This is a genomic window from Aliiroseovarius sp. CAU 1755 (assembly GCF_054482655.1).
In genome coordinates this window covers 912,262-934,390 of record NZ_JBTLRH010000001.1, presented here as the reverse complement: position 1 = coordinate 934,390, position 22,129 = coordinate 912,262, and the positions used below count along the sequence as shown (strand labels likewise).

The 22,129-nt window shown below is 60.8% G+C and carries 24 protein-coding genes and 1 riboswitch; of the genes, 11 read left to right on the top strand and 13 right to left on the bottom strand.

The window, feature by feature from the left end:
• Positions 1-97: 97 nt before the first annotated feature.
• The 12 genes from cmk to miaB all read right to left on the bottom strand — a co-directional run bounded on the left by cmk (position 98) and on the right by miaB (position 11,383).
• On the bottom strand, positions 98-700 hold the full coding sequence (gene cmk / locus ACXYMP_RS04615; RefSeq protein ID WP_458904621.1) for a (d)CMP kinase: 603 nt from the start codon (positions 698-700) through the stop codon (positions 98-100).
• The gene (locus ACXYMP_RS04610) at positions 697-1,218 is read right to left on the bottom strand and encodes a hypothetical protein (protein WP_298568163.1); all 522 of its coding nucleotides are present in this window, start codon (positions 1,216-1,218) and stop codon (positions 697-699) included. The genes cmk and ACXYMP_RS04610 overlap by 4 nt, the downstream gene beginning before the upstream one ends.
• Complete coding sequence (aroA, locus tag ACXYMP_RS04605; protein ID WP_458904620.1) at positions 1,215-2,567, bottom strand: 3-phosphoshikimate 1-carboxyvinyltransferase; 1,353 nt, start codon at positions 2,565-2,567, stop codon at positions 1,215-1,217. Before aroA ends, ACXYMP_RS04610 begins: the two co-directional genes overlap by 4 nt.
• Positions 2,568-2,634: 67 nt before the next feature.
• The gene (trmB, locus tag ACXYMP_RS04600; RefSeq protein ID WP_298568169.1) at positions 2,635-3,363 is read right to left on the bottom strand and encodes a tRNA (guanine(46)-N(7))-methyltransferase TrmB; all 729 of its coding nucleotides are present in this window, start codon (positions 3,361-3,363) and stop codon (positions 2,635-2,637) included.
• Positions 3,364-3,445: 82 nt separating this feature from the next.
• Positions 3,446-4,612 (bottom strand): methionine adenosyltransferase, encoded by a 1,167-nt coding sequence (gene metK, locus ACXYMP_RS04595; RefSeq protein WP_298568172.1) that lies wholly within the window; start codon positions 4,610-4,612, stop codon positions 3,446-3,448.
• Positions 4,613-4,616: 4 nt separating this feature from the next.
• Positions 4,617-4,665, bottom strand: a riboswitch (SAM-SAH riboswitch).
• A 32-nt stretch (positions 4,666-4,697) separates the two neighbouring features.
• Complete coding sequence (lnt, locus tag ACXYMP_RS04590; RefSeq protein ID WP_458904618.1) at positions 4,698-6,221, bottom strand: apolipoprotein N-acyltransferase; 1,524 nt, start codon at positions 6,219-6,221, stop codon at positions 4,698-4,700.
• Complete coding sequence (locus ACXYMP_RS04585) at positions 6,214-7,161, bottom strand: hemolysin family protein (RefSeq protein ID WP_298568177.1); 948 nt, start codon at positions 7,159-7,161, stop codon at positions 6,214-6,216. The genes lnt and ACXYMP_RS04585 overlap by 8 nt, the downstream gene beginning before the upstream one ends.
• 36 nt (positions 7,162-7,197) lie before the next feature.
• Entirely contained in the window at positions 7,198-7,689 is a 492-nt protein-coding gene (gene ybeY, locus ACXYMP_RS04580) for an rRNA maturation RNase YbeY (RefSeq protein ID WP_298568822.1), read from the bottom strand.
• 1 nt (position 7,690) lies between these two features.
• The gene (locus ACXYMP_RS04575) at positions 7,691-8,743 is read right to left on the bottom strand and encodes a PhoH family protein (RefSeq protein ID WP_298568180.1); all 1,053 of its coding nucleotides are present in this window, start codon (positions 8,741-8,743) and stop codon (positions 7,691-7,693) included.
• Positions 8,744-8,898: 155 nt separating this feature from the next.
• Positions 8,899-9,234, bottom strand: a complete 336-nt coding sequence (locus tag ACXYMP_RS04570; RefSeq protein ID WP_458904615.1) for a hypothetical protein — start codon at positions 9,232-9,234, stop codon at positions 8,899-8,901.
• A gap of 4 nt (positions 9,235-9,238) precedes the next feature.
• Positions 9,239-9,817: an OmpA family protein gene (locus tag ACXYMP_RS04565; RefSeq protein ID WP_458904613.1), complete on the bottom strand. Its 579-nt coding sequence runs from the start codon at positions 9,815-9,817 to the stop codon at positions 9,239-9,241.
• Positions 9,818-10,051: 234 nt separating this feature from the next.
• Positions 10,052-11,383 (bottom strand): tRNA (N6-isopentenyl adenosine(37)-C2)-methylthiotransferase MiaB, encoded by a 1,332-nt coding sequence (gene miaB, locus ACXYMP_RS04560; RefSeq protein WP_298568189.1) that lies wholly within the window; start codon positions 11,381-11,383, stop codon positions 10,052-10,054.
• 147 nt (positions 11,384-11,530) lie between these two features.
• On the opposite strand from miaB, the gene ACXYMP_RS04555 reads away from it, so the two are divergent.
• Together ACXYMP_RS04555 and ACXYMP_RS04550 are read left to right on the top strand one after the other, a co-directional pair.
• Positions 11,531-12,394 (top strand): hypothetical protein, encoded by an 864-nt coding sequence (locus tag ACXYMP_RS04555; RefSeq protein ID WP_458904611.1) that lies wholly within the window; start codon positions 11,531-11,533, stop codon positions 12,392-12,394.
• Positions 12,395-12,511: 117 nt separating this feature from the next.
• Positions 12,512-12,940, top strand: coding sequence for an FKBP-type peptidyl-prolyl cis-trans isomerase (locus ACXYMP_RS04550; RefSeq protein WP_458904609.1), 429 nt, complete (start codon positions 12,512-12,514; stop codon positions 12,938-12,940).
• 110 nt (positions 12,941-13,050) lie between these two features.
• On the opposite strand, the gene irrA is transcribed toward ACXYMP_RS04550, so the two are convergent.
• The gene (irrA, locus tag ACXYMP_RS04545) at positions 13,051-13,467 is read right to left on the bottom strand and encodes an iron response transcriptional regulator IrrA (protein WP_298568824.1); all 417 of its coding nucleotides are present in this window, start codon (positions 13,465-13,467) and stop codon (positions 13,051-13,053) included.
• 189 nt (positions 13,468-13,656) lie between these two features.
• Here irrA and fabA point away from each other — a divergent pair, with 189 nt between their 5' ends.
• The 9 genes from fabA (at position 13,657) to ACXYMP_RS04500 (ending at position 22,082) form a co-directional block, all read left to right on the top strand.
• Positions 13,657-14,166, top strand: a complete 510-nt coding sequence (fabA, locus tag ACXYMP_RS04540) for a bifunctional 3-hydroxydecanoyl-ACP dehydratase/trans-2-decenoyl-ACP isomerase (RefSeq protein WP_298568197.1) — start codon at positions 13,657-13,659, stop codon at positions 14,164-14,166.
• Between the two features lie 59 nt (positions 14,167-14,225).
• Complete coding sequence (gene fabB, locus ACXYMP_RS04535) at positions 14,226-15,455, top strand: beta-ketoacyl-ACP synthase I (protein WP_458904606.1); 1,230 nt, start codon at positions 14,226-14,228, stop codon at positions 15,453-15,455.
• A 28-nt stretch (positions 15,456-15,483) separates the two neighbouring features.
• Entirely contained in the window at positions 15,484-16,272 is a 789-nt protein-coding gene (locus tag ACXYMP_RS04530; protein WP_298568203.1) for an enoyl-ACP reductase FabI, read from the top strand.
• A 204-nt stretch (positions 16,273-16,476) separates the two neighbouring features.
• A complete protein-coding gene (locus tag ACXYMP_RS04525; RefSeq protein ID WP_298568206.1) occupies positions 16,477-17,304 on the top strand; it encodes an alpha/beta fold hydrolase in 828 nt (275 codons plus the stop codon).
• Positions 17,301-18,272, top strand: a complete 972-nt coding sequence (locus ACXYMP_RS04520; RefSeq protein WP_458905327.1) for a threonine ammonia-lyase — start codon at positions 17,301-17,303, stop codon at positions 18,270-18,272. Before ACXYMP_RS04525 ends, ACXYMP_RS04520 begins: the two co-directional genes overlap by 4 nt.
• A 12-nt stretch (positions 18,273-18,284) precedes the next feature.
• Positions 18,285-19,490, top strand: a complete 1,206-nt coding sequence (locus ACXYMP_RS04515) for an endonuclease/exonuclease/phosphatase family protein (protein ID WP_458904603.1) — start codon at positions 18,285-18,287, stop codon at positions 19,488-19,490.
• On the top strand, positions 19,490-20,284 hold the full coding sequence (gene pcaD / locus ACXYMP_RS04510) for a 3-oxoadipate enol-lactonase (RefSeq protein ID WP_458905325.1): 795 nt from the start codon (positions 19,490-19,492) through the stop codon (positions 20,282-20,284). The genes ACXYMP_RS04515 and pcaD overlap by 1 nt, the downstream gene beginning before the upstream one ends.
• On the top strand, positions 20,277-20,984 hold the full coding sequence (locus tag ACXYMP_RS04505; RefSeq protein ID WP_458904601.1) for an alpha/beta fold hydrolase: 708 nt from the start codon (positions 20,277-20,279) through the stop codon (positions 20,982-20,984). The genes pcaD and ACXYMP_RS04505 overlap by 8 nt, the downstream gene beginning before the upstream one ends.
• Before the next feature lie 9 nt (positions 20,985-20,993).
• The gene (locus ACXYMP_RS04500; RefSeq protein ID WP_298568214.1) at positions 20,994-22,082 is read left to right on the top strand and encodes a Zn-dependent alcohol dehydrogenase; all 1,089 of its coding nucleotides are present in this window, start codon (positions 20,994-20,996) and stop codon (positions 22,080-22,082) included.
• The last annotated feature ends 47 nt before the right edge of the window (positions 22,083-22,129 follow it).

The window sequence follows — 22,129 nt, the reverse complement described above, 5'->3', positions numbered from 1 at the left end:
CCTGCCTTTTTGACGAGCCCGGATCATCCCGGTTCGACCCAGAGGTAAGCGCCCAAAATCGCAGATCAACCACAGGCGAAGAAACGGATGAAATGACCTAACGGCAAGCGTCAATTGCGGCGACGGCTTTGGCGACCGCATCTTCGATCGACAGATCTGTGGTGTCGATGATCACGGCGTCACGTGCCGGCTTCAAAGGTGCTTCAGCGCGTTCGCTGTCGCGCTTGTCGCGGGCTTTGACATCGGCAAGCACCGCATCGCGTGTCACATCGGCCCCTTTTTCTGACAGCTCCACGAACCGCCTTTCTGCCCGCACTTGCGCCGAGGCGGTCACGAACAGCTTCACCTCAGCCTCGGGGCAAATGACGGTGCCGATGTCGCGTCCGTCCAGAACAGCGCCCCCGTCACGCGCCGCAAAATCGCGCTGGAACGCATAAAGGGCGGCGCGCACGTCGGGCAAGACGGCCACGCGACTTGCGGCCTGTGCGACCTCTTGGGTGCGCAGATCGCCGCCCAGATCATGTTCCGTCAGCGACTTGGCGGCGACCACCGGGTCACCGCCGGCCAGAACCTTCGCCCCGACCGCCCGATACAATAGACCTGTATCCAGATGGGCAAAGCCGAAATGCGCCGCAACGGCCTTCGAGATCGTGCCTTTGCCCGCCGCAGCCGGGCCATCAATGGCGACTGTGAATTTCATCCTGTTTGCCTCCTCCAGCGCTGCCAAACCGCAAACATCACGCCTGCTAGAAAAATGGAAAGCGCGACTGTCACTGTGACCGATTTGAGCATTGTGAAAAGCGCGGCGATTGAAACGACCTCTTCATCGATGCGGTCCACGCCCAGCCGCAACAGGTCCGCAACGGCGGAGTTCTCGTTCCAATCAAAGATCGCCCCCAAGGCGGCGATGGACGCAAACCCAATTGCCCAGCGCGGCGGAAACAAAAGGAAATACGCCAAGATCAGCGACAGTGCCAAGAGTCCGGGATAGAGCGTGTCCAATTTGTGCTGCGGCCCCAGATACTGCGCCCGCCCTGTATCGCCCAAAGCCGACAGGAACATCCGCGCCTCGTCTGTGGTATAGCCAAAGGGGCGCAGGTCGAATGGCATCAACCCGCCCGCATCACCCGAGATGATCGGCAAGGCCCACAGAACCATCGCGAGATAGACCACCGTTGCCGCCGCAAACGCGAGCCAGAATGCCAGCCGCAGACTCAAGCGTTCGTGCGCACGATCTGCGCGCCCAGACCAGCCATCAATGGCTCAAACACCGGGAAGCTGGTGGCGATGGGGCTGCCATCGTCCAGATGGATGGGCTTTTTCGACGCAAACCCAAGGCAGGCAAAGCTCATCGCGATGCGGTGGTCCAGCACGGTGGCAACAGTCGCGCCGCCGGGAACGCCTTCGGGGCCGAGGCCTTCGACCGACCACCAATCCTCGCCTTCATCGACGGTCACACCAGCGGCGCGCAGCCCCTTGGCCATGGCGTCGATCCGGTCGCTTTCCTTCACGCGCAATTCATGCACGCCGGGCATTTCGGTTTTGCCAGTTGCGAAGGATGCGACGACTGACAGGATGGGGTATTCGTCAATCATGCTGGCCGCCCGCTCTGGCGGAACCACGATCCCTTTCATGTCGGGCGAGAAGCGTGCGCGCAGGTCAGCGACGGGTTCGCCGCCTTCGGTGCGTTCGTTCTCAAAGGTCAGGTCCGCACCCATGTCCTGCAACGTATAAAACAGACCCGCACGGGTGGGGTTCAGGCCGATATTGGGCACCAGCACGTCCGATCCGGGCACGATCAGTGCCGCGCAAACTGGAAACGCCGCCGAACTTGGATCGCGCGGAACCGTGATGGTTTGCGGGCGCAGTTCGGGTTGGCCTGTCAGCGTAATCATGTGGCCTTCCTCAGTCTCCTCAACCGTGATGTCCGCGCCGAAGCCCGCAAGCATCCGTTCGGTGTGGTCGCGGGTGGCTTCCTTTTCGATCACGACGGTTTTGCCGGGCACGTTCAGGCCAGCCAGCAGCACGGCCGACTTCACCTGCGCGGACGCCATCGGCGTAACATATCGCACAGCAACCGGGTCGCGCGCGCCTACAATGGTCATCGGCAACCGGTCACCGTCGCGTCCAAAACTTTGCGCACCAAACAGCGCCAGGGGGTCCGTCACACGCCCCATCGGCCGCGATCGCAAAGAGGCATCACCCGTGAAAGTCGCCGTGATCGGCTGGGTCGCCATCGCCCCCATGATCAAGCGCACGCCTGTGCCTGCGTTGCCGCAATCAATCACGTCCTCGGGTTCAGCAAATCCGCCAACGCCCACACCGTTCACCCGCCATTCGCCGTCGCCCAGCCGCTCTACATCGGCCCCGAAAGCGCGCATGGCGTCTGCGGTGCCCAGCACATCGTCACCTTCCAGCAGGCCCGTAATGTGGGTTTCGCCGATGCACATTGCCCCGAAGATCAAGGACCGGTGGCTGATCGACTTATCGCCGGGCACATGGGCCTCGCCTTTCAGCGGGTCGGATTTGCGCGAGGTCATGGGGATGGCGGGACCGTGTCCGGACATGTGTCTACTCCTGTAATCTGCGAATGCTGATAGCGCAGACATTGGCGCGAAACCAGACCCCGCCGCGTCAGAGCCTGCGGAATGTCAGATAGTGCGGTGTCCGCCCCTCGCGCAGCGCCTTTTGCTCGTATCGGGTCGAAATCCAGTCGCTCCACGGCGCGCGCCAATCCGAAGGGCGTTCTCCCAGCCATTCGAACCCGGCGCGCGGCACCTCTTCCAGCGTTTGCCGGACATAGTCGGGAATATCGGTGGCCACGCGGAACTCGGCCCCCGGTTTCAGCACGCGGTGGAAGGGTTCAAGGTATTCCGGCGTCACGAAGCGCCGGCGATGGTGCTTTTTCTTGGGCCACGGGTCGGGATAAAGCAGAAAGGCTTTGTCGATGGATTGATCTGGCAGAACGTCAAACAGATCGCGCACATCGCCGGGGTGGACCGCGACATTCTCGCACCCTGCCGTGCGGATCTTCCCCAGCAGCATGGCGACGCCGTTGATATACGGCTCGCATCCGATGATGCCGACATCCGGGTTCATCGCGGCCTGATGCACCATATGTTCGCCACCACCAAAGCCGGTTTCCAGCCAAACGGGTCTGCCGCCGAACAGGGCTTCAAGGTCCAGCGGTGTGCGATCCGGGTTCGCCTCCCAATCGACCGCGCCGGGGCTAAGGGCGGCGAGGTCTTCCTCGAGATACCCTTGCTGGCTGTCGCGCAGGTGCTTGCCTTTCAGGCGGCCATAGAAATTGCGCCATGGCGCACCCGAGCGGTGATGGGTTTTAGAAGCATCATCTTGTGTCATGGCCGCGCCTATGCCGTGCAAAGGGCGGCCTCGTCAAGTAACGGGCCGCCCTTTTGGTGTGGGTTTGTGATGGGAAACCGGCCTAGACGGCCTTTGTCAGAGCGTCCACCAGATCGGTTTTTTCCCAGCTGAAGCCACCATCTGCGTCCGGTGCACGGCCAAAGTGACCATAGGCAGCGGTGCGTTCAAAAATCGGCTTGTTCAGCTGAAGGTGTTCGCGGATGCCGCGGGGTGTTAGATCCATCACCTTGCCGATCGCCTTTTCGATTTCTGACTCGTCCACCTCGCCGGTGCGGTGCGTGTCGACCAAAATAGACAAGGGATGCGCCACCCCGATGGCATAGGACAGTTGCAAGGTGCAGCGCTTCGCCATACCGGCGGCTACGATGTTCTTCGCCAGATACCGCGCGGCATAAGCGGCCGAACGGTCCACCTTGGTGGGGTCTTTTCCCGAAAACGCGCCGCCGCCATGCGGGGCCGCACCGCCATAGGTGTCCACGATGATCTTGCGGCCTGTCAGACCAGCATCTCCGTCCGGGCCACCGATGACGAATTTGCCCGTGGGGTTCACGTGCCACGCCGTGTTTTCCGTCAGCCACCCATCGGGAAGCGTATCACGGATGTAGGGTTCAATAGCGGCGCGCACATCATCCGGGGTCATGGTGTCGTCCAGGTGCTGGGTCGACAGCACAAGCGATGTCACTTCGACCGGCAGGTCGTTTTCATACCGGACAGACAGCTGAGATTTGGCGTCAGGGCCCATCCAGCCCTCGGTCCCATCTTTGCGCACTTCGGCCAGGCGGCGCAAAATGGCGTGGCTGTATTGCAAGGGCGCGGGCATCAACGCATCGGTTTCGACGGTCGCATATCCGAACATGATCCCCTGATCACCTGCGCCTTCGTCTTTGTTTTCAGATGCATCCACCCCTTGTGCGATATCCACAGACTGGGCGTGCAGAAAATTCGATACATCCATGGTTTCCCAATGGAAACCTTCCTGCGTATAGCCAATGTCCTTCACGCAGGCACGCGCGATATCCTCGACCCGGTCAAGCACGGCCTGAGGACCACGTACTTCGCCCCCAATCACGACACGGTCTGTGGTGGCAAAGGTTTCGCAGCCAACGCGGGCGTGCGGGTCTTCGGCCAAAAAGGCGTCAAGCACAGCATCCGAGATGCGGTCACAGACTTTGTCCGGGTGGCCTTCGGAAACGGATTCCGAGGTAAATACGTGGTTCTTGCGAGTCATGAAATGCTCCGTTGGTTGCAACCCGCCACGTCAGGAAGCCGTTGTGGCGGTGATGTCCCGGCGTATCAGCGATACAAGACCGGGGTCAATGCGATTTTCGCCTTCGGCTTAAAAGTGATACAAGCGCGAGGCTTAGCAGAAACGCCGAAAAGGGAACATCGCTGAAGCGTGCATAAACTGTTTCAGCAAGCGCACCGGGCAAAGCGGCGTCCAGAAACCCGGCCTGTCCAAGCGGCAATTGGGTTTGCACACGACCCCGCGCATCCACCACCGCGCTGATCCCGGTATTGGCCACCCGCACCAAAGGCAGGCCAAACTCAATCGCGCGGAACCGGGCTTGAACGAAGTGTTGTTGCGGCCCTGAAAAACTGCCGAACCAAGCGTCATTGGTGATCTGCAACATCCAATCCGGCCGCCCCGGCGCATTGCGGATATCGCGTGGAAAAATTGCCTCGTAGCAAATCAGCGGCAGCACTTTGCCCAAGGGCCCCAGATCCAGAAGCGCCGGTCCCGGCCCGGCAGAATACCCTTGCCCCAGCTGCGAGGCGAAGGCGCCGATCCCGACCTTCAGGAACGCATCCCCAAAGGGCACGTATTCACCAAATGGGACAAGATGGTGCTTGTCATAGACGGCGGCGACCTTGCCCTCCCGGTCCAGATGCGCCAGCGAATTATAGTATCTCAGCGCCTCACCGCGCTGCAGCCCCATCACCACAGAGGCGCCCCGCGCAGCGTCCGAGATAACTTCGAACAACCCGTCCGACTGGCCCATCAGGTAAGGCACAGAGGTCTCTGGCCAGATCACCAGGTCCGGAGCAAGCCCCACCGGCGCAGAGGCCGTCAGGTCAAGCTGGCGTTGGACGAACCCGGGCGCGTGGTCGGGATCCCACTTCAGATGCTGCGCCGCGTTGGGCTGGATCAGCCGCACGATGCCCGGTCGGGTGTCGGGCAATTGCGCCCCTGCCCGACCAAGTCCGATGAGCACCGCCAACGAGACGACCACCAACAGGACACCCACATCGCGCACCCGTGACGCAGACTGCGGGACAGCGACCAGCGCCGCCGCCAGTAGCGCTGTCAAGAAGCTAAGCCCGCTTACCCCGACCCATGCGGCAAGCTGCGCGATCGGTGTGTCGATCCAGACCAGCCCCGGGCCCCCCCAAGGAAAGCCGGTGAAGATCACACCCCGAAAAAGTTCTGCGACGAAAAGCCACGCGGGCCATGCGATCCAGCCGCCCTGCCCTGCCTTGCACAGACCCCAGTGTGTAGCGGCCGCCGCAAACGCCCAGAAAAGTCCCAGACCTGCGGCCATGCCGATCAAGGCAAAGGGCGCCATCCAGCCGTGGACCTCTGGTTCCACCAGAAAGGGGTTCACAAGCCAGACAAGCGTCAGCGCAAAATATCCTGTGCCCAACCCCCAGCCCGACACGGCAGCCAAGCGCGTTGTCGCGACACGCGACCAAATCAGGTATCCCAACGCCAGACCAAGAATGGTGAAAAACCACAGGCCGAACGGCGCCTGACCCAGCGCCGCGACCAAGCCGCAAAAGCAGGATAGAAGAAAAAGACCGACTGGCCTGCCTATGGCGCGGCTCAGGCTGTCAATCATCCGTGTTTCTGGCGACGGCGCCAGTTTGCCCCGACACACGCACGCGCAACCGTTTGATCCGGCGCGGGTCCGCATCGACCACTTCGATCTCGGGGCCTTCCGGCAGCGATATGACCTCGCCGCGTGCGGGCACGTGCCCCAGCAGGACGAAGACCAAGCCGCCCAGCGTCTCGATCTCTTCATCGTCGATGTCATCGCCGTGCAGTCGCATCCCAAGCTCGGCCTCGAATTCATCAAGCGGCGTCTTTGCCTCGGCCAGATAGCAACCCGGCTTTTCCTCAATCCACAGCGCCCCTTCTTCGAGGTCGTGCTCGTCCTCAATCTCGCCGATCACCTGTTCGATCAGATCCTCGATCGTAACCAAGCCATCCACACCGCCATATTCGTCGATCACCAGCGCCATATGCGTGCGTTCGGTTTGCATTTTTTGCAACAAGACGCCGATCGGCATCGAGGGCGGCGCAAACAGAAGGGGACGGATCAAATCGCGCAATGCAAAGCGCGCAGGCTTGGCCCCGGCCTTACCGTTGAACCCGTGGGTCAGCGCCACATCTTTTAGGTGAACAAGCCCGATGGGTGTGTCGAGCGTGCCATTGAACACCGGCAAGCGCGACAGTCCGCTGTCTCGAAACACCTCGACCAACTCGTCTTTCTGGATTTCTACGGGGATTGAGACGATCTCCGATTTCGGGATCATCACATCCTCGACGCGCATGCGCCGCAGGTTCATCATGCCGGGAGTAACGGATTGCGTCGCGCCATTCGAAACTATGACGGCTTCCGGTGGTGGCTCGCCGCCCGCATCCGCAGGGCTAAGTGCCCCAATGATACGGCCAAAAAAGCCAGTCCTTCCACTTTCGGTCTCGGTCCCTGTCTCGGTCTCGGTCTCACTCTGCGCGCTTTGCGCTGCTTCAGAAGAGCCGTCTGTCGTGTCGCCCATCGTCCCTTTTTCCGTAAACGCGCAAATTAGCGCAGGTTAATCTTCATATGGGTTGCAAATGCCCATCTTGCCAAGGATTTCAACCTCCAACCCCTCCATCAGGGCCGCATCTTTGTCATTTATGTGATCATAACCCAACAGATGCAGCATTCCATGCACCAAAAGATGAGTCACATGGACCGGAAAGTCCTTGCCTTGCGTCTCTGCTTCGCGCTGGCAGGTGTCATAGGCAATTGCGATATCGCCCAGTTCGGGATCGGTTGGGGGTGTCGGTGGGCCGCCATGAACGGCTGCGGCACGGTCTTCTGATGGCCATGACAGCACATTCGTCGCCTGCTGCTTGCCGCGAAAATCGCCATTCAGGGTGGCAATACGCGTGTCGTCGCAGGCCAGCAAACTTACCTCAAGGCCCGCGTCAAGAGGGGCAAGCGCAAGATGCGCCTGCGTTGCTTGCGCGGCCCGATGAGCCAAGGCGTCAAGATCAACCGCCTTCCAGCGGTCGTCTTCAATGATCAGATCCACCTGCATGTCAGCTGTCGCGGCGGCCATTTTTCGACGCACGGACCAGCGCTTTCTGGTCCGCGTCATCATAGGCCTCGATGATCTTGGCCACGAGCGGGTGGCGCACCACGTCTTTCGAGGTGAAATAGTTGAACGCGATCTGGTCGATCCCCTTGAGCAGCCCTTCGGCGTCACGCAATCCGCTGTCCACGCCGCGCGGCAAATCCACCTGACTGCGGTCGCCCGTGATCACCATCCGCGACCCCTCGCCCAGGCGGGTCAGAAACATTTTCATCTGCATCGTGGTCGCGTTCTGGGCTTCGTCCAGAACCACGAACGCATTTGACAACGTGCGCCCGCGCATGAACGCCAGAGGCGCAATCTCGATCCGTTTTTCCTCGATCAGCTTGGCGACCTGTTTGCCGGGCAAAAAGTCGTTCAGCGCATCGTAAAGCGGCTGCATGTAGGGATCGACCTTGTCTTTCATGTCGCCCGGAAGGTATCCGAGTTTTTCGCCCGCCTCGACCGCGGGGCGGCTCAGCACAAGCCGGTCCACATGCCCCCCCAGAAACATGTTCACACCAACGGCGACGGCCAGATAGGTCTTGCCAGTGCCGGCGGGTCCGATACCAAAGGCAAGCTCTTTCTGAAACAGGCTCAGGACATAAGCGCGCTGGGCGTCAGTGCGGGGTTCAACCGTTTTCTTGCGGGTCTTGATTTCGACCGGGCCGCCCTTGAACATCTCCATCTGGTCGCCGTCACGTGTGCCCGTGCCCTGGTCCGAGGCGCCCATACGGATTTCGCCGTCGATATCACCTGCCTCCACGGTTTTGCCTGCCTCCAACCGCTCATAGATCGCGCGCAGCACCTCGCACGCCTTTTCGCGCGCATCGGGTTCGCCGATAACGACAAGCTGATTGCCGCGCCGCAAAATCTGCACGCCAAGGTGGCTTTCAATGTGGGTCAGGTTGCGATCAAATTCACCGCACAAATCAATCAAAAGGCGGTTGTCGGGAAATTCAAGCAGCGCTTCAGGTGCAGTTTGAGCGTCCGGGGCTGCAGTCAGGTCTTCAAATCCCAATACGGGTCTCCTGGTCAGGTCCTATGGGATGATGGTGCCAAGACAATGGGGCGGGCGCAAGCCCTCATCCGCAATTGTCATGTTTCCCAAATGAAGCGCGCCATCCGGACCAGCGCAACAGGCGGCGTTTTGCCGTCGGTCACGCGCTTGCTGGATCAAGGCTTCAGGTCGCGAAGGCCGGTCTGGCGCGGGTCACCGATCACGGCGCCGCGTGGCAAACGGTTCGAACAGACAGGAAGCCCGGTGACCGGGTCATACCGGTTGTCGGCGTAACCTTCGATCCCATTGTCACCCAGCCACGCCTGGCACCCGTCAGGCAACACGGCAATGGCGAAGTTACGACTTTGCAAGGTGTCTTTGTTGCTGGTGGCGGTGTCGGTGGCGCGTGCGATCACCGGGATGCCCGATTGCCCCTGAAGGGTCGTCGTTGCCCCCGGACCGCATGCGGCAAGCCCCAGAAGCAGTGCTGCGCTGATGAATGGTTTGGTCATATGCTCACTCCGGTAGCCTGTAACAAACCACCTCGACACGGCGGTTCTTCTGCATATTGGCCGCAGATGAGTTTGGGACGATGGGTTGGCTTTCCCCCAGACCAGCCAAACGGTCGACGACCGATCCGTTTTGACGTGCGATAGCGGCCACGGCTTCGGCGCGGCGTTCGGACAATCGCAGGTTCTGGCGGTCCGACCCGCGACTGTCCGTATGACCATAAATCGCATAGGAAAACGAATTGTCGCGGGCAAAGAACTCTGCCAGCCTCTGGCGTGCGGGCGACGTCAGGCGCGCGCTGTTCGTTGCGAACAGCGTATCTGAAGCTTCGACCAGACACGTGTTCTGGCGCAGGCAATAGGGCTTTCCGGTCTTCGGATGAAGGCGGGTGACCATATAACCCTCTTCCAGACCGTCAGACCACCAGTGCATGCATCCATCCGGGTCGATCCACACACCCCATTCGATCGCACCTGTGACCTCAACCCTTTGCTGGGCCATCGCAACCGGGGCCGCAACTGAAAACGCGGCGCATATCGCAGCAATACGCCAAAACCCCGCCCAGTCCATCCATTTGACCAACATGGTCCCTACCATTTCTACACCCGCTTGGCCTGATCTGTTCTTTCCCACTTTCTGGTAGGGAGGCGATACGACAGACACCAGCTGGCACGTTTTTCAATTTGTGCCACGCTAATAGTTTCGGTTTACCTAAAAAAGAACTAATCGCCTGCGATTGTTGGTATTTACCCACCAATACAGGACTTTTCTCACAGATTGTGGCAAACTCAGGCGTGACTTCGCCATTGGGTAGAGCGATCAATCGACCAGAACACCGGCCAAGGAGTTCGTGCTGCTTTCGATGATTCTCACCTGACGCAGCTCTCCGGTCTTGATATGCGGCGCGGTGACGTGGACGGCGTGCAGGTGGTCAGACTTGCCCACCATCTGCCCCTCAAGGCGGCCTTGCTTTTCAAACAGAACGCCGACTTCCTTGCCGACCATGCCCTGTTGGGCTGCGTGTTGTTGCTCGGTCAGCAGCGCCTGCAAACGGTGCAAACGTTCGGTCGCGACCGCATCATCCACCAGCGCGCGTTCGGCCGCCGGGGTGCCCGGACGGGTCGAGTATTTGAAGCTGTAGGCTTGCCCGTAATTCACTTCGCGGATCAGGGCCATCGTGTCCTCGAAATCCTGATCATCCTCTTCCGGGAAGCCCACGATGAAATCGCCCGACAGAAGGATATCAGGTCGCGCGGCGCGGATGCGTTCGATCACGCGCAAATAGTCATCGGCTGTGTGGCTGCGGTTCATCCGTTTCAGGATTTTGTCGGACCCAGACTGCACCGGCAAGTGCAGATAAGGCATCAGTTTTTCGCAGGTGCCATGCGCTTCGATCAGATCATCGGTCATGTCGTTGGGGTGCGAGGTAGTGAAGCGGATGCGCTCCAACCCATCGACATCGTTCAGCGCCCAAATCAGACGCGCCAGCGACCAGTCACCCCCCTCGCCCGCGCCGTGATAGGCGTTGACGTTTTGCCCCAGCAGGGTGATTTCGCGCACACCCCGTTCGACCAGATCACGGGCTTCGCGGAGGATACGGTCTGCCGGGCGGCTGACCTCGGCCCCACGGGTGTAGGGCACCACGCAGAAGGCGCAGAACTTGTCGCAACCTTCCTGAACAGTCAGGAAGGCCGACGGGTTGCGGGTCGCCTTTTGCGCACCCGGACGCTTGGGCAAATGTTCAAATTTGTCTTCTTCGGGGAAGTCGGTATCGAGCGCCTTTTCCCCCTTCGCCACCTGCTCCATCATCTGTGGCAGGCGGTGATATGTCTGCGGGCCGACCACTAGATCGACAAGCGGCTGGCGGCGCATGATCTCTTCACCCTCGGCCTGTGCGACACAACCCGCCACGCCGATTTTCAGATCGGGGTTGTCCGCCTTTAGACCCTTGAAGCGGCCAAGTTCCGAATACACTTTCTCAGCCGCTTTTTCGCGAATGTGACAGGTGTTCAGCAGGATCATGTCCGCATCATCCGGCGTGTCCGTTTCCACATATCCTCCCGCGCCCAGCGCTTCGGCCATGCGTTCGCTGTCATAGACATTCATCTGACAACCATAGGTGCGAATGAACAGTTTTTTCGGGTCGGACATGACGCGCAGTTCCCATTGGACAAGGCTTTGGATCAGGCCTCGTGTCCTACAGGAAAGAAGTTCGCCTCGCAACGCTTGCAAAAGGCCTTGAATTCATAGCATTTTGGCGCAGATGCTGCAGAAACCTGCGCCCCAAGAAAGTGACTGATGCGTTATCAAGGCCTGACAGATTTCCTGAAGACCGGCACCGCGGCATTGACCAAGGGGCCGGTTGCGATGATCTTCGTCGAAGATCTGGTCGCAGTGGACAGCACCATCACCCACCATCAGAATGCCGGGTTTGCCGAAGTTCTTCTGTTCGCACCGGACGCTCTGGAACTGCCCGAAGCGTTGGAGCAGACGCTGCATCGTATTCCCTATGATCTGTCGCGCGAAGGGGCGTTGGAACACGCGGTCAACACGATCATCGAGGCCGCCCCCGGCATATGGCTCTACTATGGTTTCAACGCGGAATACCTGTTTCATCCCTTCTGCGAAACACGATCCATCGGAGAGCTTTTGGCGTTCCAGAACGAGGAACGACGCGACGCGGTTCTGGCCTATGTGGTGGACCTGTATGCGGACGATCTGGGCCAACACCCCGATGCGGTGTCGCTGGACCACGCCCTGATGGACAAGTCAGGCTACTACGCGCTTGGTCGGATGGACGAACAGGGCGAACCGCGTGAACGACAGCTGGATTTCTTCGGTGGCTTGCGCTGGCGGTTCGAAGAACACATTCCCGCCGCCCGGCGCAAAATCGACCGCATCGCGTTGTTTCGGGCCAAAAAGGGGTTGCGGCTGCGCCCGAACCACACGTTCAACGACGAAGAATATAACACCTTCGCCTGTCCCTGGCACAACAACATCACTGTCGCGATTGCCAGCTTCCGCACTGCCAAGGCCTTGAAATCAAATGCCGGGTCGACCTTCGACATTCCGACCTTTAAATGGCACAACTCGGTCGAGTTTGACTGGACCTCCAAGCAGTTGCTGGATCTGGGTCTGATGGAGCCGGGGCAGTGGTTCTAGTGTGGCTGTTGCGCCTCCCTTTACATCCGGCATTTATTCTTTAGGCTCCGCCCATCATACGAGCACCCGCGCAGCAAGCGGCCTCGTCCATTAATCCCCTTACATCGAGAGGCATCTATGACCGAGGTCACCACCGGCGCAACTGTGCGCATTCATTACACTGGCACCCTTGAAGACGGGACTGTTTTCGACAGCTCGGAAGGGCGCGACCCGCTGGAATTCACTGTCGGGTCCGGCATGATCATCCCCGGCCTTGATAAGGCGCTGCCCGGCATGAGTGTTGGCGAGCAGAAGAAAGTGACGATTGCACCGGAAGAAGCCTATGGCCCACGTCAGGACGAAGCGCTGCTTGAAGTCCCGCGCAAGGATATCCCTGCCGAGATCCCGCTTGAGGTCGGTTTGCAATTGCAGATGAGCGGCCCTCAGGGGCAACCGATGCCTGTGACCGTGGCCGAGCTGACCGACGACAGCGTGACGCTGGACGCCAACCACGCATTGGCTGGCCAAACCCTGATCTTCGATTTCGAGATCGTCAGCATCGGCTGATCCGCCCCAAGGCCTGCACAAAAGAAAACCGCCCGGCAGATGCTTGGGCGGTTTTTCATTGGGTGATCGATTGGCCCGCGTCCGTCGGTTATGCGTCAGTCGAGCGTCAGTTAGGTGCGCCGCAACCGGATCACAACATCCACTTTGCTAATCTCGGCCCCCTCGGGTGCTTTGGGAAGGCCGGCGATTTTCAGGTCTTCTGCCGGGGCGTCCATCAGCTCTTCGCTGTCTTCCCAGAAGAAATGCGGATGATTGGAGACGTTGGTGTCAAAATAGCTGCGCGCGCCGTTTACGGTGATTTCGCGCAGCAGCCCAGCCTCGGAAAAGACCCGCAGCGTGTTATAGACGGTGGCAAGCGATACCCGCTCGGCGCTGTCGCGGCTGGCTTCATACAGGCTTTCCGCCGTCACGTGCCGGTGCTGCCCATCGCCCACCAAAAGCTGTGCCAAGGCAAGCCTTTGGCGCGTCGGGCGAAGCCCCGCGCTGGCCAACCAGCCTGCTTCGTTCTTGTGGTCGATACGATCCATATCCTTGCCGCCTGATCCGCATTTCATGAAACAACTGCTGGAATATAGGGGTTTATGGTGGAAAGTGCCAATATTTTTTGGCGTCCCGCCAATCCACCCGGTCCTTGACCCTGCCCCGCCCTTGCGTCCGACTTGGGGCGGGTGATAGAGGGGGAAGAGACGTAACACACAAGTATTGGGGCGGTGGGAATGGCGGATTATCCGACAAGCTTTGACAAGGCTGATCTTCTGAAATGCGCACGGGGCGAACTGTTTGGCCCGGGAAACGCGCAGCTTCCTGCCCCGCCAATGCTGATGATGGACCGCATCACCGATATTTCAGGTGATGGTGGCGAGCATGGCAAGGGCCACGTCATCGCCGAGTTCGATATCACACCTGATCTTTGGTTCTTTGACTGCCATTTTCCGGGCAATCCGATCATGCCCGGCTGCCTTGGCCTTGACGGTTTGTGGCAGCTGACTGGCTTTAACCTTGGCTGGCGTGGCTGGCAGGGGCGCGGCTATGCGCTGGGTGTAGGTGAGGTCAAGCTGACCGGCATGGTCCGCCCGGACCGCAAAATGCTGACCTACCGGATCAATTTCACCAAAGCCATCCAGACCCGTCGGTTGACCATGGGGGTTGCAGACGGGATTGTGGAAGCTGATGGAGACGTTATCTATCAGGTCAAGGATATGAAAGTCGCCCTGTCGGAAAGCTGACGGGACAACAAGATTTCCGGTGACGGGCGCCCGTCACCGCTTTGCGAAGGAGTGCGCGCATGCGTCGTGTCGTCGTCACCGGGTTGGGCATTGTCTCGGCCATCGGCAACAACAAGGACGAGGTTTTGGCCTCGCTGAAGGCTGGCAAGTCCGGTATCACCGCAAATGCAGACATGGCCGAACATGGGTTTCGCAGCCAGGTTGCAGGCAAGCCTGACATCGACATAACTGCACATGTGGACAAGCGAGCGCTGCGGTTCATGGGGCCGGGGGCGGCTTATGCGCATATCGCGATGACGCAGGCAATCGCCGATGCGGGCCTTGCCGAAGACGACATCGTGAACCCCCGCACCGGACTGGTCGCGGGCTCGGGCGGACCATCGACCAGCGCGATGTTTGCCGCGCATCAGACGGCGCTGAAAACCGGCGCGACCAAGCGGATCGGCCCGTTCGCAGTGCCCAAATGCATGGGCTCGACCATTTCCGCGAACCTCGCGACGGCGTTCAAGATCAAGGGCATCAACTATTCGATCACCTCGGCCTGTTCGACGTCGCTGCATTGCATCGGCAATGCCGCCGAGCAGATCATGATGGGCAAGCAGGACGTGATGTTCGCTGGCGGCGGCGAGGAATTGGACTGGACGCTTTCGTGCTTGTTCGACGCAATGGGCGCGATGTCGTCCAAGTATAACGACACGCCTGAAAAGGCCTCGCGTGCGTTTGACGCAGACCGCGATGGGTTTGTCATCGGAGGCGGTGGTGCCATTTTGGTGCTGGAGGATCTGGAGCACGCCATGGCGCGCGGCGCCAGGATCTATGCCGAAGTCACTGGCTATGGCGCCACTTCGGACGGTCACGACATGGTCGCCCCGTCGGGTGAAGGCGGCGAACGCGCCATGCGGCTGGCGCTGCAATCCCTGCCTGAAACGCGAAAAGTGGGATATATCAACGCCCACGGCACCTCGACACCCGTGGGCGATGTCGGAGAAGTGGAAGCGGTGCGGCGCGTCTTTGGGGTTGGCACAACGCCTCCGATCAGTTCGACCAAGTCGATGACGGGCCACAGTCAGGGCGCCACGGGCGCGCAGGAAGCCGTTTACTGCCTGCTGATGCTTGAACATGATTTCATCGCACCGTCGATCAATGTCGAAACGCTGGATCCGGAAATCAAACCGGAAGAGATTGCGACCGCTTTGGTGGAAAACGCCGGGTTGGACACGGTCATGACCAACAGTTTCGGGTTCGGCGGGACCAATGGCTCGATGCTTCTCAGCAAATACCGCGACTGATGTTTTTAAACTGATATGAGGGACTGACATGACAGGGCTTATGCAAGGGAAACGTGGCCTCATCATGGGGGTCGCCAACAATCGGTCAATCGCGTGGGGCATTGCGCAGGCGATGGCCAACGAAGGGGCTGATCTGGCGTTTTCCTATCAGGGTGAAGCGTTCGGACAACGCGTTGCCCCGTTGGCAGAATCGGTCGGATCGGACTTGCTGGTTGAAATGGATGTTTCGGACGATGCAGCATTGGACAAGGGCTTTGATGCGCTGTGGTCCAAGTGGGACAGCATCGACTTTCTGGTCCACGCCATCGCCTACTCCGACAAGAACGAGCTGACTGGTCGCTTTGTCGATACCAGCCGTGCGAACTTCAAGCACTCGATGGATATCAGCTGTTATTCCCTGATTGAGGTCGCGCGCCGCGTGGCCCCGAAAATGACCGATGGTGGCACAATTCTGACCCTGACCTATGGCGGGTCGAACCGCGTGACCCCCTTCTACAACGTCATGGGGGTCGCGAAGGCGGCGCTGGAAAGCTCGGTCCGGTATCTGGCAAACGACCTTGGCCCTGATGGCATCCGCGTGAACGCAATTTCGCCCGGCCCGATGAAAACGCTGGCTGGCGCGGCCATCGGCGGCGCGCGCAAGACCTTCCGCCATACCGAAGCCAATGCGCCCCTGCGCAAGAACGCCACGCTAGAGGCCGTCGGTGGCACCGCGGTCTATCTGGCCTCGGACTATGGCGCCTGCACGACGGGTGAAATCATCACCGTCGACAGTGGCTTCCACGTTTTGGGCATGCCGCAGCCGGACCATCTGTAAGCAGTCAGCTCACCGGCTGAAGTCAAGAACACAGCCCACAATAACTGCCCACAAAAGCCCCTGCCGGGGGCTTTTTTCGGTTCGACGTAACACGCAGGGCGGTCGCCTTTTGCGACAGCGGTGTGGCGGGATTGGCGCGGGCTCTGGACCCTCGGTGCGAACCCGTGCTTACTGTCCAAAAGACAAATGCGGACGGGAGCACAAATGGAAAACTTCACCGCCAATGATGGCCTGATCCTTGCCTACCGGGATGAAGGCGAAGGGCTGCCCGTGCTGGCCCTGTCTGGCCTGACGCGCAATTCGGACGATTTCAACTTTGTGGCCCCGCATTTGCAGGGGGTGCGCTTGATCCGTATGGATTACCGCGGTCGTGGCGCATCGGATTGGGGCCCGCATCAAAGCTATACCGTTCCCCAGGAAGCCGCCGACGCGCTTGGATTGCTGGACCATCTGGGGATCGATCGGGCGGCAATTCTTGGCACCTCGCGCGGCGGGCTGATCGCAATGGGGTTGGCGGCCTCGGTCAAGGAACGGCTGCTGGGCGTGTGCCTGAACGATATCGGCCCGGTGATTGACCCGGGCGGGCTGGACTACATCATGGGCTATCTGGGCCGCCCCCCAACGGCGCGGTTCTACAAGGACGCCGCCGCTGCACGGGCGCACGCGATGGCGGCGGTCGGATTCGACGACGTGCCAATGGCACGCTGGGAGGCCGAGGTCCGCAACCTGTTCAGCCAGTCGGAAACTGGTCTGAAAAACCGCTATGACCCAGCCTTGCGCGAGGCCGTCGCCGAAGCTGGTGCGCAACCTGCGCCCGACCTCTGGCCTTTCTTTGACGCCTTTCAGGACATGCCACTTGCGCTGATCCATGGTGCGAATTCGGACCTTCTGACCGACAGCACCGTGGCCGAGATGCAGCGGCGCTGCCCCCACATGCTGTATGGCCGCGTTCCGGGGCGCGGACATGTGCCCTTTCTTGACGAGCCTGAAGCGCTTGAGGTGATTGGCACATGGCTGGATCAGATGCGATGAACATCGACGCCATCCGAGCAGCAGCCCAGCGGACTGCAGGCCGCGCGCGCGTGACACCGCTGTTGTTTTCGCCTTTTTTGGATGACATCGCGGGACGGCGCGTGTTGGTAAAGCCGGAATGCCTGCAACACACCGGCAGCTTCAAATACCGAGGCGCCTGGTCGGCAATTTCCGCGCTGGAGACCACCACCCGCGCGCGCGGCGTCATCGCCTTTTCGTCGGGCAACCACGCACAAGGCATTGCCTTGGCCGCACGCCAACACCAGGCCCCGTCTGTGATCATCATGCCGTCGGACGCGCCTGCGATGAAGATCGAAAACACCCGCGCGCTGGGGGCAGAGGTGATATTGTATGACCGCGCGACCGAGGATCGCGACGCAATCGGCGCGAAAATTGCGGCCGACAGGGGGCTGACCCTGATCAAACCCTTCGACAATGTCGATGTGGTGGCTGGTCAAGGCACGGTCGGGCTGGAGATCGCCGCGCAGGCGCGCGCAGAAGGGCTCACCGTCGCCGAGGTGCTGGTGCCCTGTGGCGGCGGCGGGCTAACCTCGGGCGTGGCGCTTGCGCTGGAGGCGGACGCACCCAAGATGACCGTTCGACCCGTTGAACCGACGGGCTTTGACGATGTGGCGCGGTCGCTCGCGTCGGGCCGGATCATGCGCAACGAACGCTTGTCCGGGTCGCTTTGCGATGCAATCATCACCGCGCAACCCGGCGACTTGACCTTTCCCATCATGCACAGGCTGTGCGGCACTGGGATCGTCGTGAGCGAAGAGGACTGCCTGCGCGCGATGGCGATGGCCTTTACACGACTGAAGGTGGTGATTGAACCGGGGGGCGCGGTTGCGCTGGCGGCTGCGCTGTTCTACCCAGACCAGATCAACGGCGACACGGTGATCGCCGTCGCCTCGGGTGGCAATGTCGACGCCCCCGTTTTTGCCCGCGCCTTGAACGAGTTTGCCTAATCGGAGGACCAGATGACCGACTTCACAATCGCCTCGTTTAACGTCAAGAACCTGATTGGCGCCGACCAGGAGTTCTATGAATTCCTGAGCTATACGCCCGAAGAATACGCGTGGAAACGCGACTGGATGGCGGACCAGATGATGTCTCTGGATGCGGATATCATCGGGTTTCAGGAAATCTTCGAAGAAGACGCGTTGCGCGATGTGATCGGCGAGGCGAACAAACGCGCCGCTGCGCTGAATGCCGCGACCATTCCCGATGAAAGCAAACGCTATCACCGCAAGGCGATCTTTCGCAAACTGGCCATTACGGCATGGAACCAGGACCATCTGGCCTTTGCCCCCAATGTCGCTGACAGTGGCCCCGGCGCGCGACGCCCCGGCGTGGCCGTCCTGTCGCGCTTTGGCTTCGTGGGCGATCCTGTTGCCATACAGGATTTGCCTGAACCGCTCACCATTCCGTTTGCCGCACTGCGCGGGCTTGAAGGCGAAGCGGGTCACTACACGCTGACCCGGCTGTCGCGTCCGATCCTGAAGGCCCGGATTCCGGTTGGCGATCAGGTGATCACCTTGTTCAACTGTCACCTCAAATCGAAGCTGGGTGAATTCATCCGCCCGGCGGGTGCAGAATTCGCGCCGGAAGAGGATCTGACGAATTATGACCCGGTGGGCCGCGCCTTGGGGACAGCACGCGCCGCCATGCGCCGTATGGCCGAAGCTTGGGTCTTGCGCAAATTCATCATCGCTGAACTGCACGCAGGCCACCCGGTTGTCGTATTGGGCGACTTCAACGATGGTGAACACGCCGTCAGCTCCGAGATCGTCTCGGGCGAAGTGCCGTTCAAAAACTACGCCTGGATGCTGCGCCATGACGCGAAGAACGATCGCGACCGCTACTCTGAAAAAGAGAACGAGCGGATCACCCGCGCCGTCGAAGCGGTGCGGCTTCATTCCGCCGAGAAGCTTTTCGTCCGAAAATCCTTGCGCGACATGGTTTACACATCGGCGTTTGGTGGCGTGTTCGAAAGCATCGACCAAATCTATCTGAGCCGCCATTTCCACCCGGACAATCCCAAGCGGATCGCCGACATGACCTATTTCAGCGTCCTGAACGACCACATCACGGATGGCTCGCACCCCGAAGCGCCCTATAACAAGCTGGCGTCTGATCATGGGCAGATCATGGCACAACTGAGCCTGCGTGAGGACGAGCCTTGATCATCCTGCCCGACGACGCCGCGCCCGCGTTGCATGTGACCGAAAGCGGTCCGAAAGACGGCCCTGTTGTCGTTTTTGCCCATGCGTTGGGGACGGATCTGACCATGTGGGATGCGATGCTACCGTATCTGCCGGATACCCTTCGCCTTGTCCGGCTGGACATGCGCGGGCACGGCCAAAGCCCCTGCCCCGATGGCCCCTATCCGATGGGGAATCTGGTCGAGGATGCGGCGCGCGCACTGGACCGGTTGGGGGTGAAGGCGTGCGTTTTCGTCGGGCTGTCAATCGGTGGCATTATCGCGCAGGGGCTGGCGGCAGAGCGGTTGGACCTTGTGCGCGGTCTTGTCCTGTCCAACACCGCCACCAAGATCGCAACGCCCGCGATCTGGCGGGACCGGATCGAAGAGGTGCGCCGTGGCGGCATTGAAGCGATCGCTGACGCCACGCTAGAGCGCTGGTTTTCACGCGCCACCCTGCGCACCCACCCCGACCGGGTCGCCAACGTCCGCGCGCGCCTGCTGGCCACACCGCTGAAGGGGTATCTTGGCGCAATGGAAGCCATCGCCGAAACCGACCTTTATGAAAGCACGGCCCGTCTGCGATTGCCCACGCTTGTCATCGCCGGGTCCGAGGATGGATCGACCCCGGCAGATCTGGTGCGCGAAACCGCCGGATTGATACCGGGCGCACAGTTCGAGTTGATCCGCGGGACTGGCCACCTGCCACCTGTTGAACGGCCTGAAGAGGTCGCACGCCTTCTGACGACCTTCCTGACCGGGATTGGCCATGTCTGATTTTCTGTTGATCCATGGCACCGGACACGGCGCATGGTGCTGGCGCGACCTGATCGAGGCGCTAGAAGCGCTTGGCCATACCGCGCGCGCCATCGACCTGCCCTGCCATGGCGACGATCAGACGCCTTTGGGCGATGCAACGCTCGACAGCTATGCTGACGCGATCCTTGCCGCGATTGACACCCCGGTTATCCTTGTCGGCCACTCGATGGGCGGCTTTCCGATCACCCAGGCTGCGGTGCGGGAACCTGCAAAGGTCCGCCACCTCGTCTATTTGTGTGCCTATGTGCCCGGCCCCGGCAAAAGCTTGGTCGAGATGCGGCGCGCGTGGCCCGAACAGCCCTTGGCAGACGCGTTCGAGATGTCGGCCGACCAGACCGCCTTTGCCTTCAAGGATGACCTGCTCGAAGGTAAGCTCTATCAAGATTGCCCAGAGGCCGTTGCCTATGCGCGCGCAAACCTGTGCTGGGAGCTTGCGCGCCCGTCGCGAACGCCCGTCTCTGGTCAGCCCAGTTCCCCCGCGACTTACATTCGCTGCACCCGCGACCAAGCGATCCCACCGGCCTATCAAGCCGAGATGGCAAAGGGATGCACGGCCCGGATCGACATCGACACGGGCCATTCGCCCTTTTTTGCCAATCCTGCCGGTTTGGCGCAGCGACTGGACCAGATTGCCAAGACAGCTCGCGCACTGAAATAGGAGCCTGCCATGCAAACGATCAAAGCCGCCATCTGCCACGCGTTCGGGCAGCCCTTGACGGTGGAAGACATCCAGATACGCGCCCCACAGGGCAGCGAGGTCGAAGTGACGATCGACGCCGTTGCAGTCTGCCAGTCCGATATCTCCTATGCCGAAGGCGCTTGGGGCGGCACGCTGCCTGCGGTCTATGGCCACGAGGCCGCAGGCCGGGTCACCGCCACCGGACCCTCCGCCAAGGGGTTTTCGGTTGGCGACCCTGTCGTCGTCACACTGATCCGGTCCTGCCAAAGCTGCCCGACTTGCGCGTCGGGTCACCCGGTCAACTGCACGACCCGATATGACAGCACAAAAGGACCAATCCACACACTCGGGGGCGGCACACTGGACCAAGGTCTGGCAACCGGGGCCTTCGCAGAGAAAGTTGTGGTCGAAGCCGCGCAGCTCGTGAAATTGCCGGACGGGATCGCCCCCGACGTGGCCTGCCTTCTGGGCTGTGGCGTGATCACCGGCGTCGGCGCCGTCGTCAACACAGCGGGGCTCAGGCCCGGTCAGGTGGCTGTTGTCATCGGCGCGGGTGGTGTCGGACTGAATGCCGTTCAGGGCGCGCATCTTGCCGGTGCCGCCCATGTCATTGCCGTCGACATGACGCAAGACAAGCTGGATGGCGCGATGGCGTTCGGCGCGACTGCCGGCATCCTTGCCACCGCCGAGACGCCATGGAAAGCCGCCCGCAAGGCAAGCGGAGGACGCGGGGCGGATGCGGTGTTCGTGACGGTCGGTCAGGTCGCAGCATATGACACTGCACCACGCTATCTTGCGCCGCGCGGCAAGGTCATCGTTGTCGGCATGCCCCATTCCGGCGAAACCGCACGTTATGAGCCGGTTGTGATGGCAGCACTTGGACAAGGCGTTCAGGCCAGCCTGATGGGGGACACGGTGATCAGCCGCGACATCCCCTGGATGGTCGAGCTTTACCAGCAGGGTCGCCTGAAGCTTGATGAACTTGTCTCGGCGCGATGGCGACTGGACCAGATCAACGAGGCCATTGCAGACACGAAATCGGGGGCCGCGCGGCGCAATGTGATCGTGATGCGATAGGCGGACGACGCAGCCGTGGCCCGCCGATCGCACCGCCCAAGCCATTT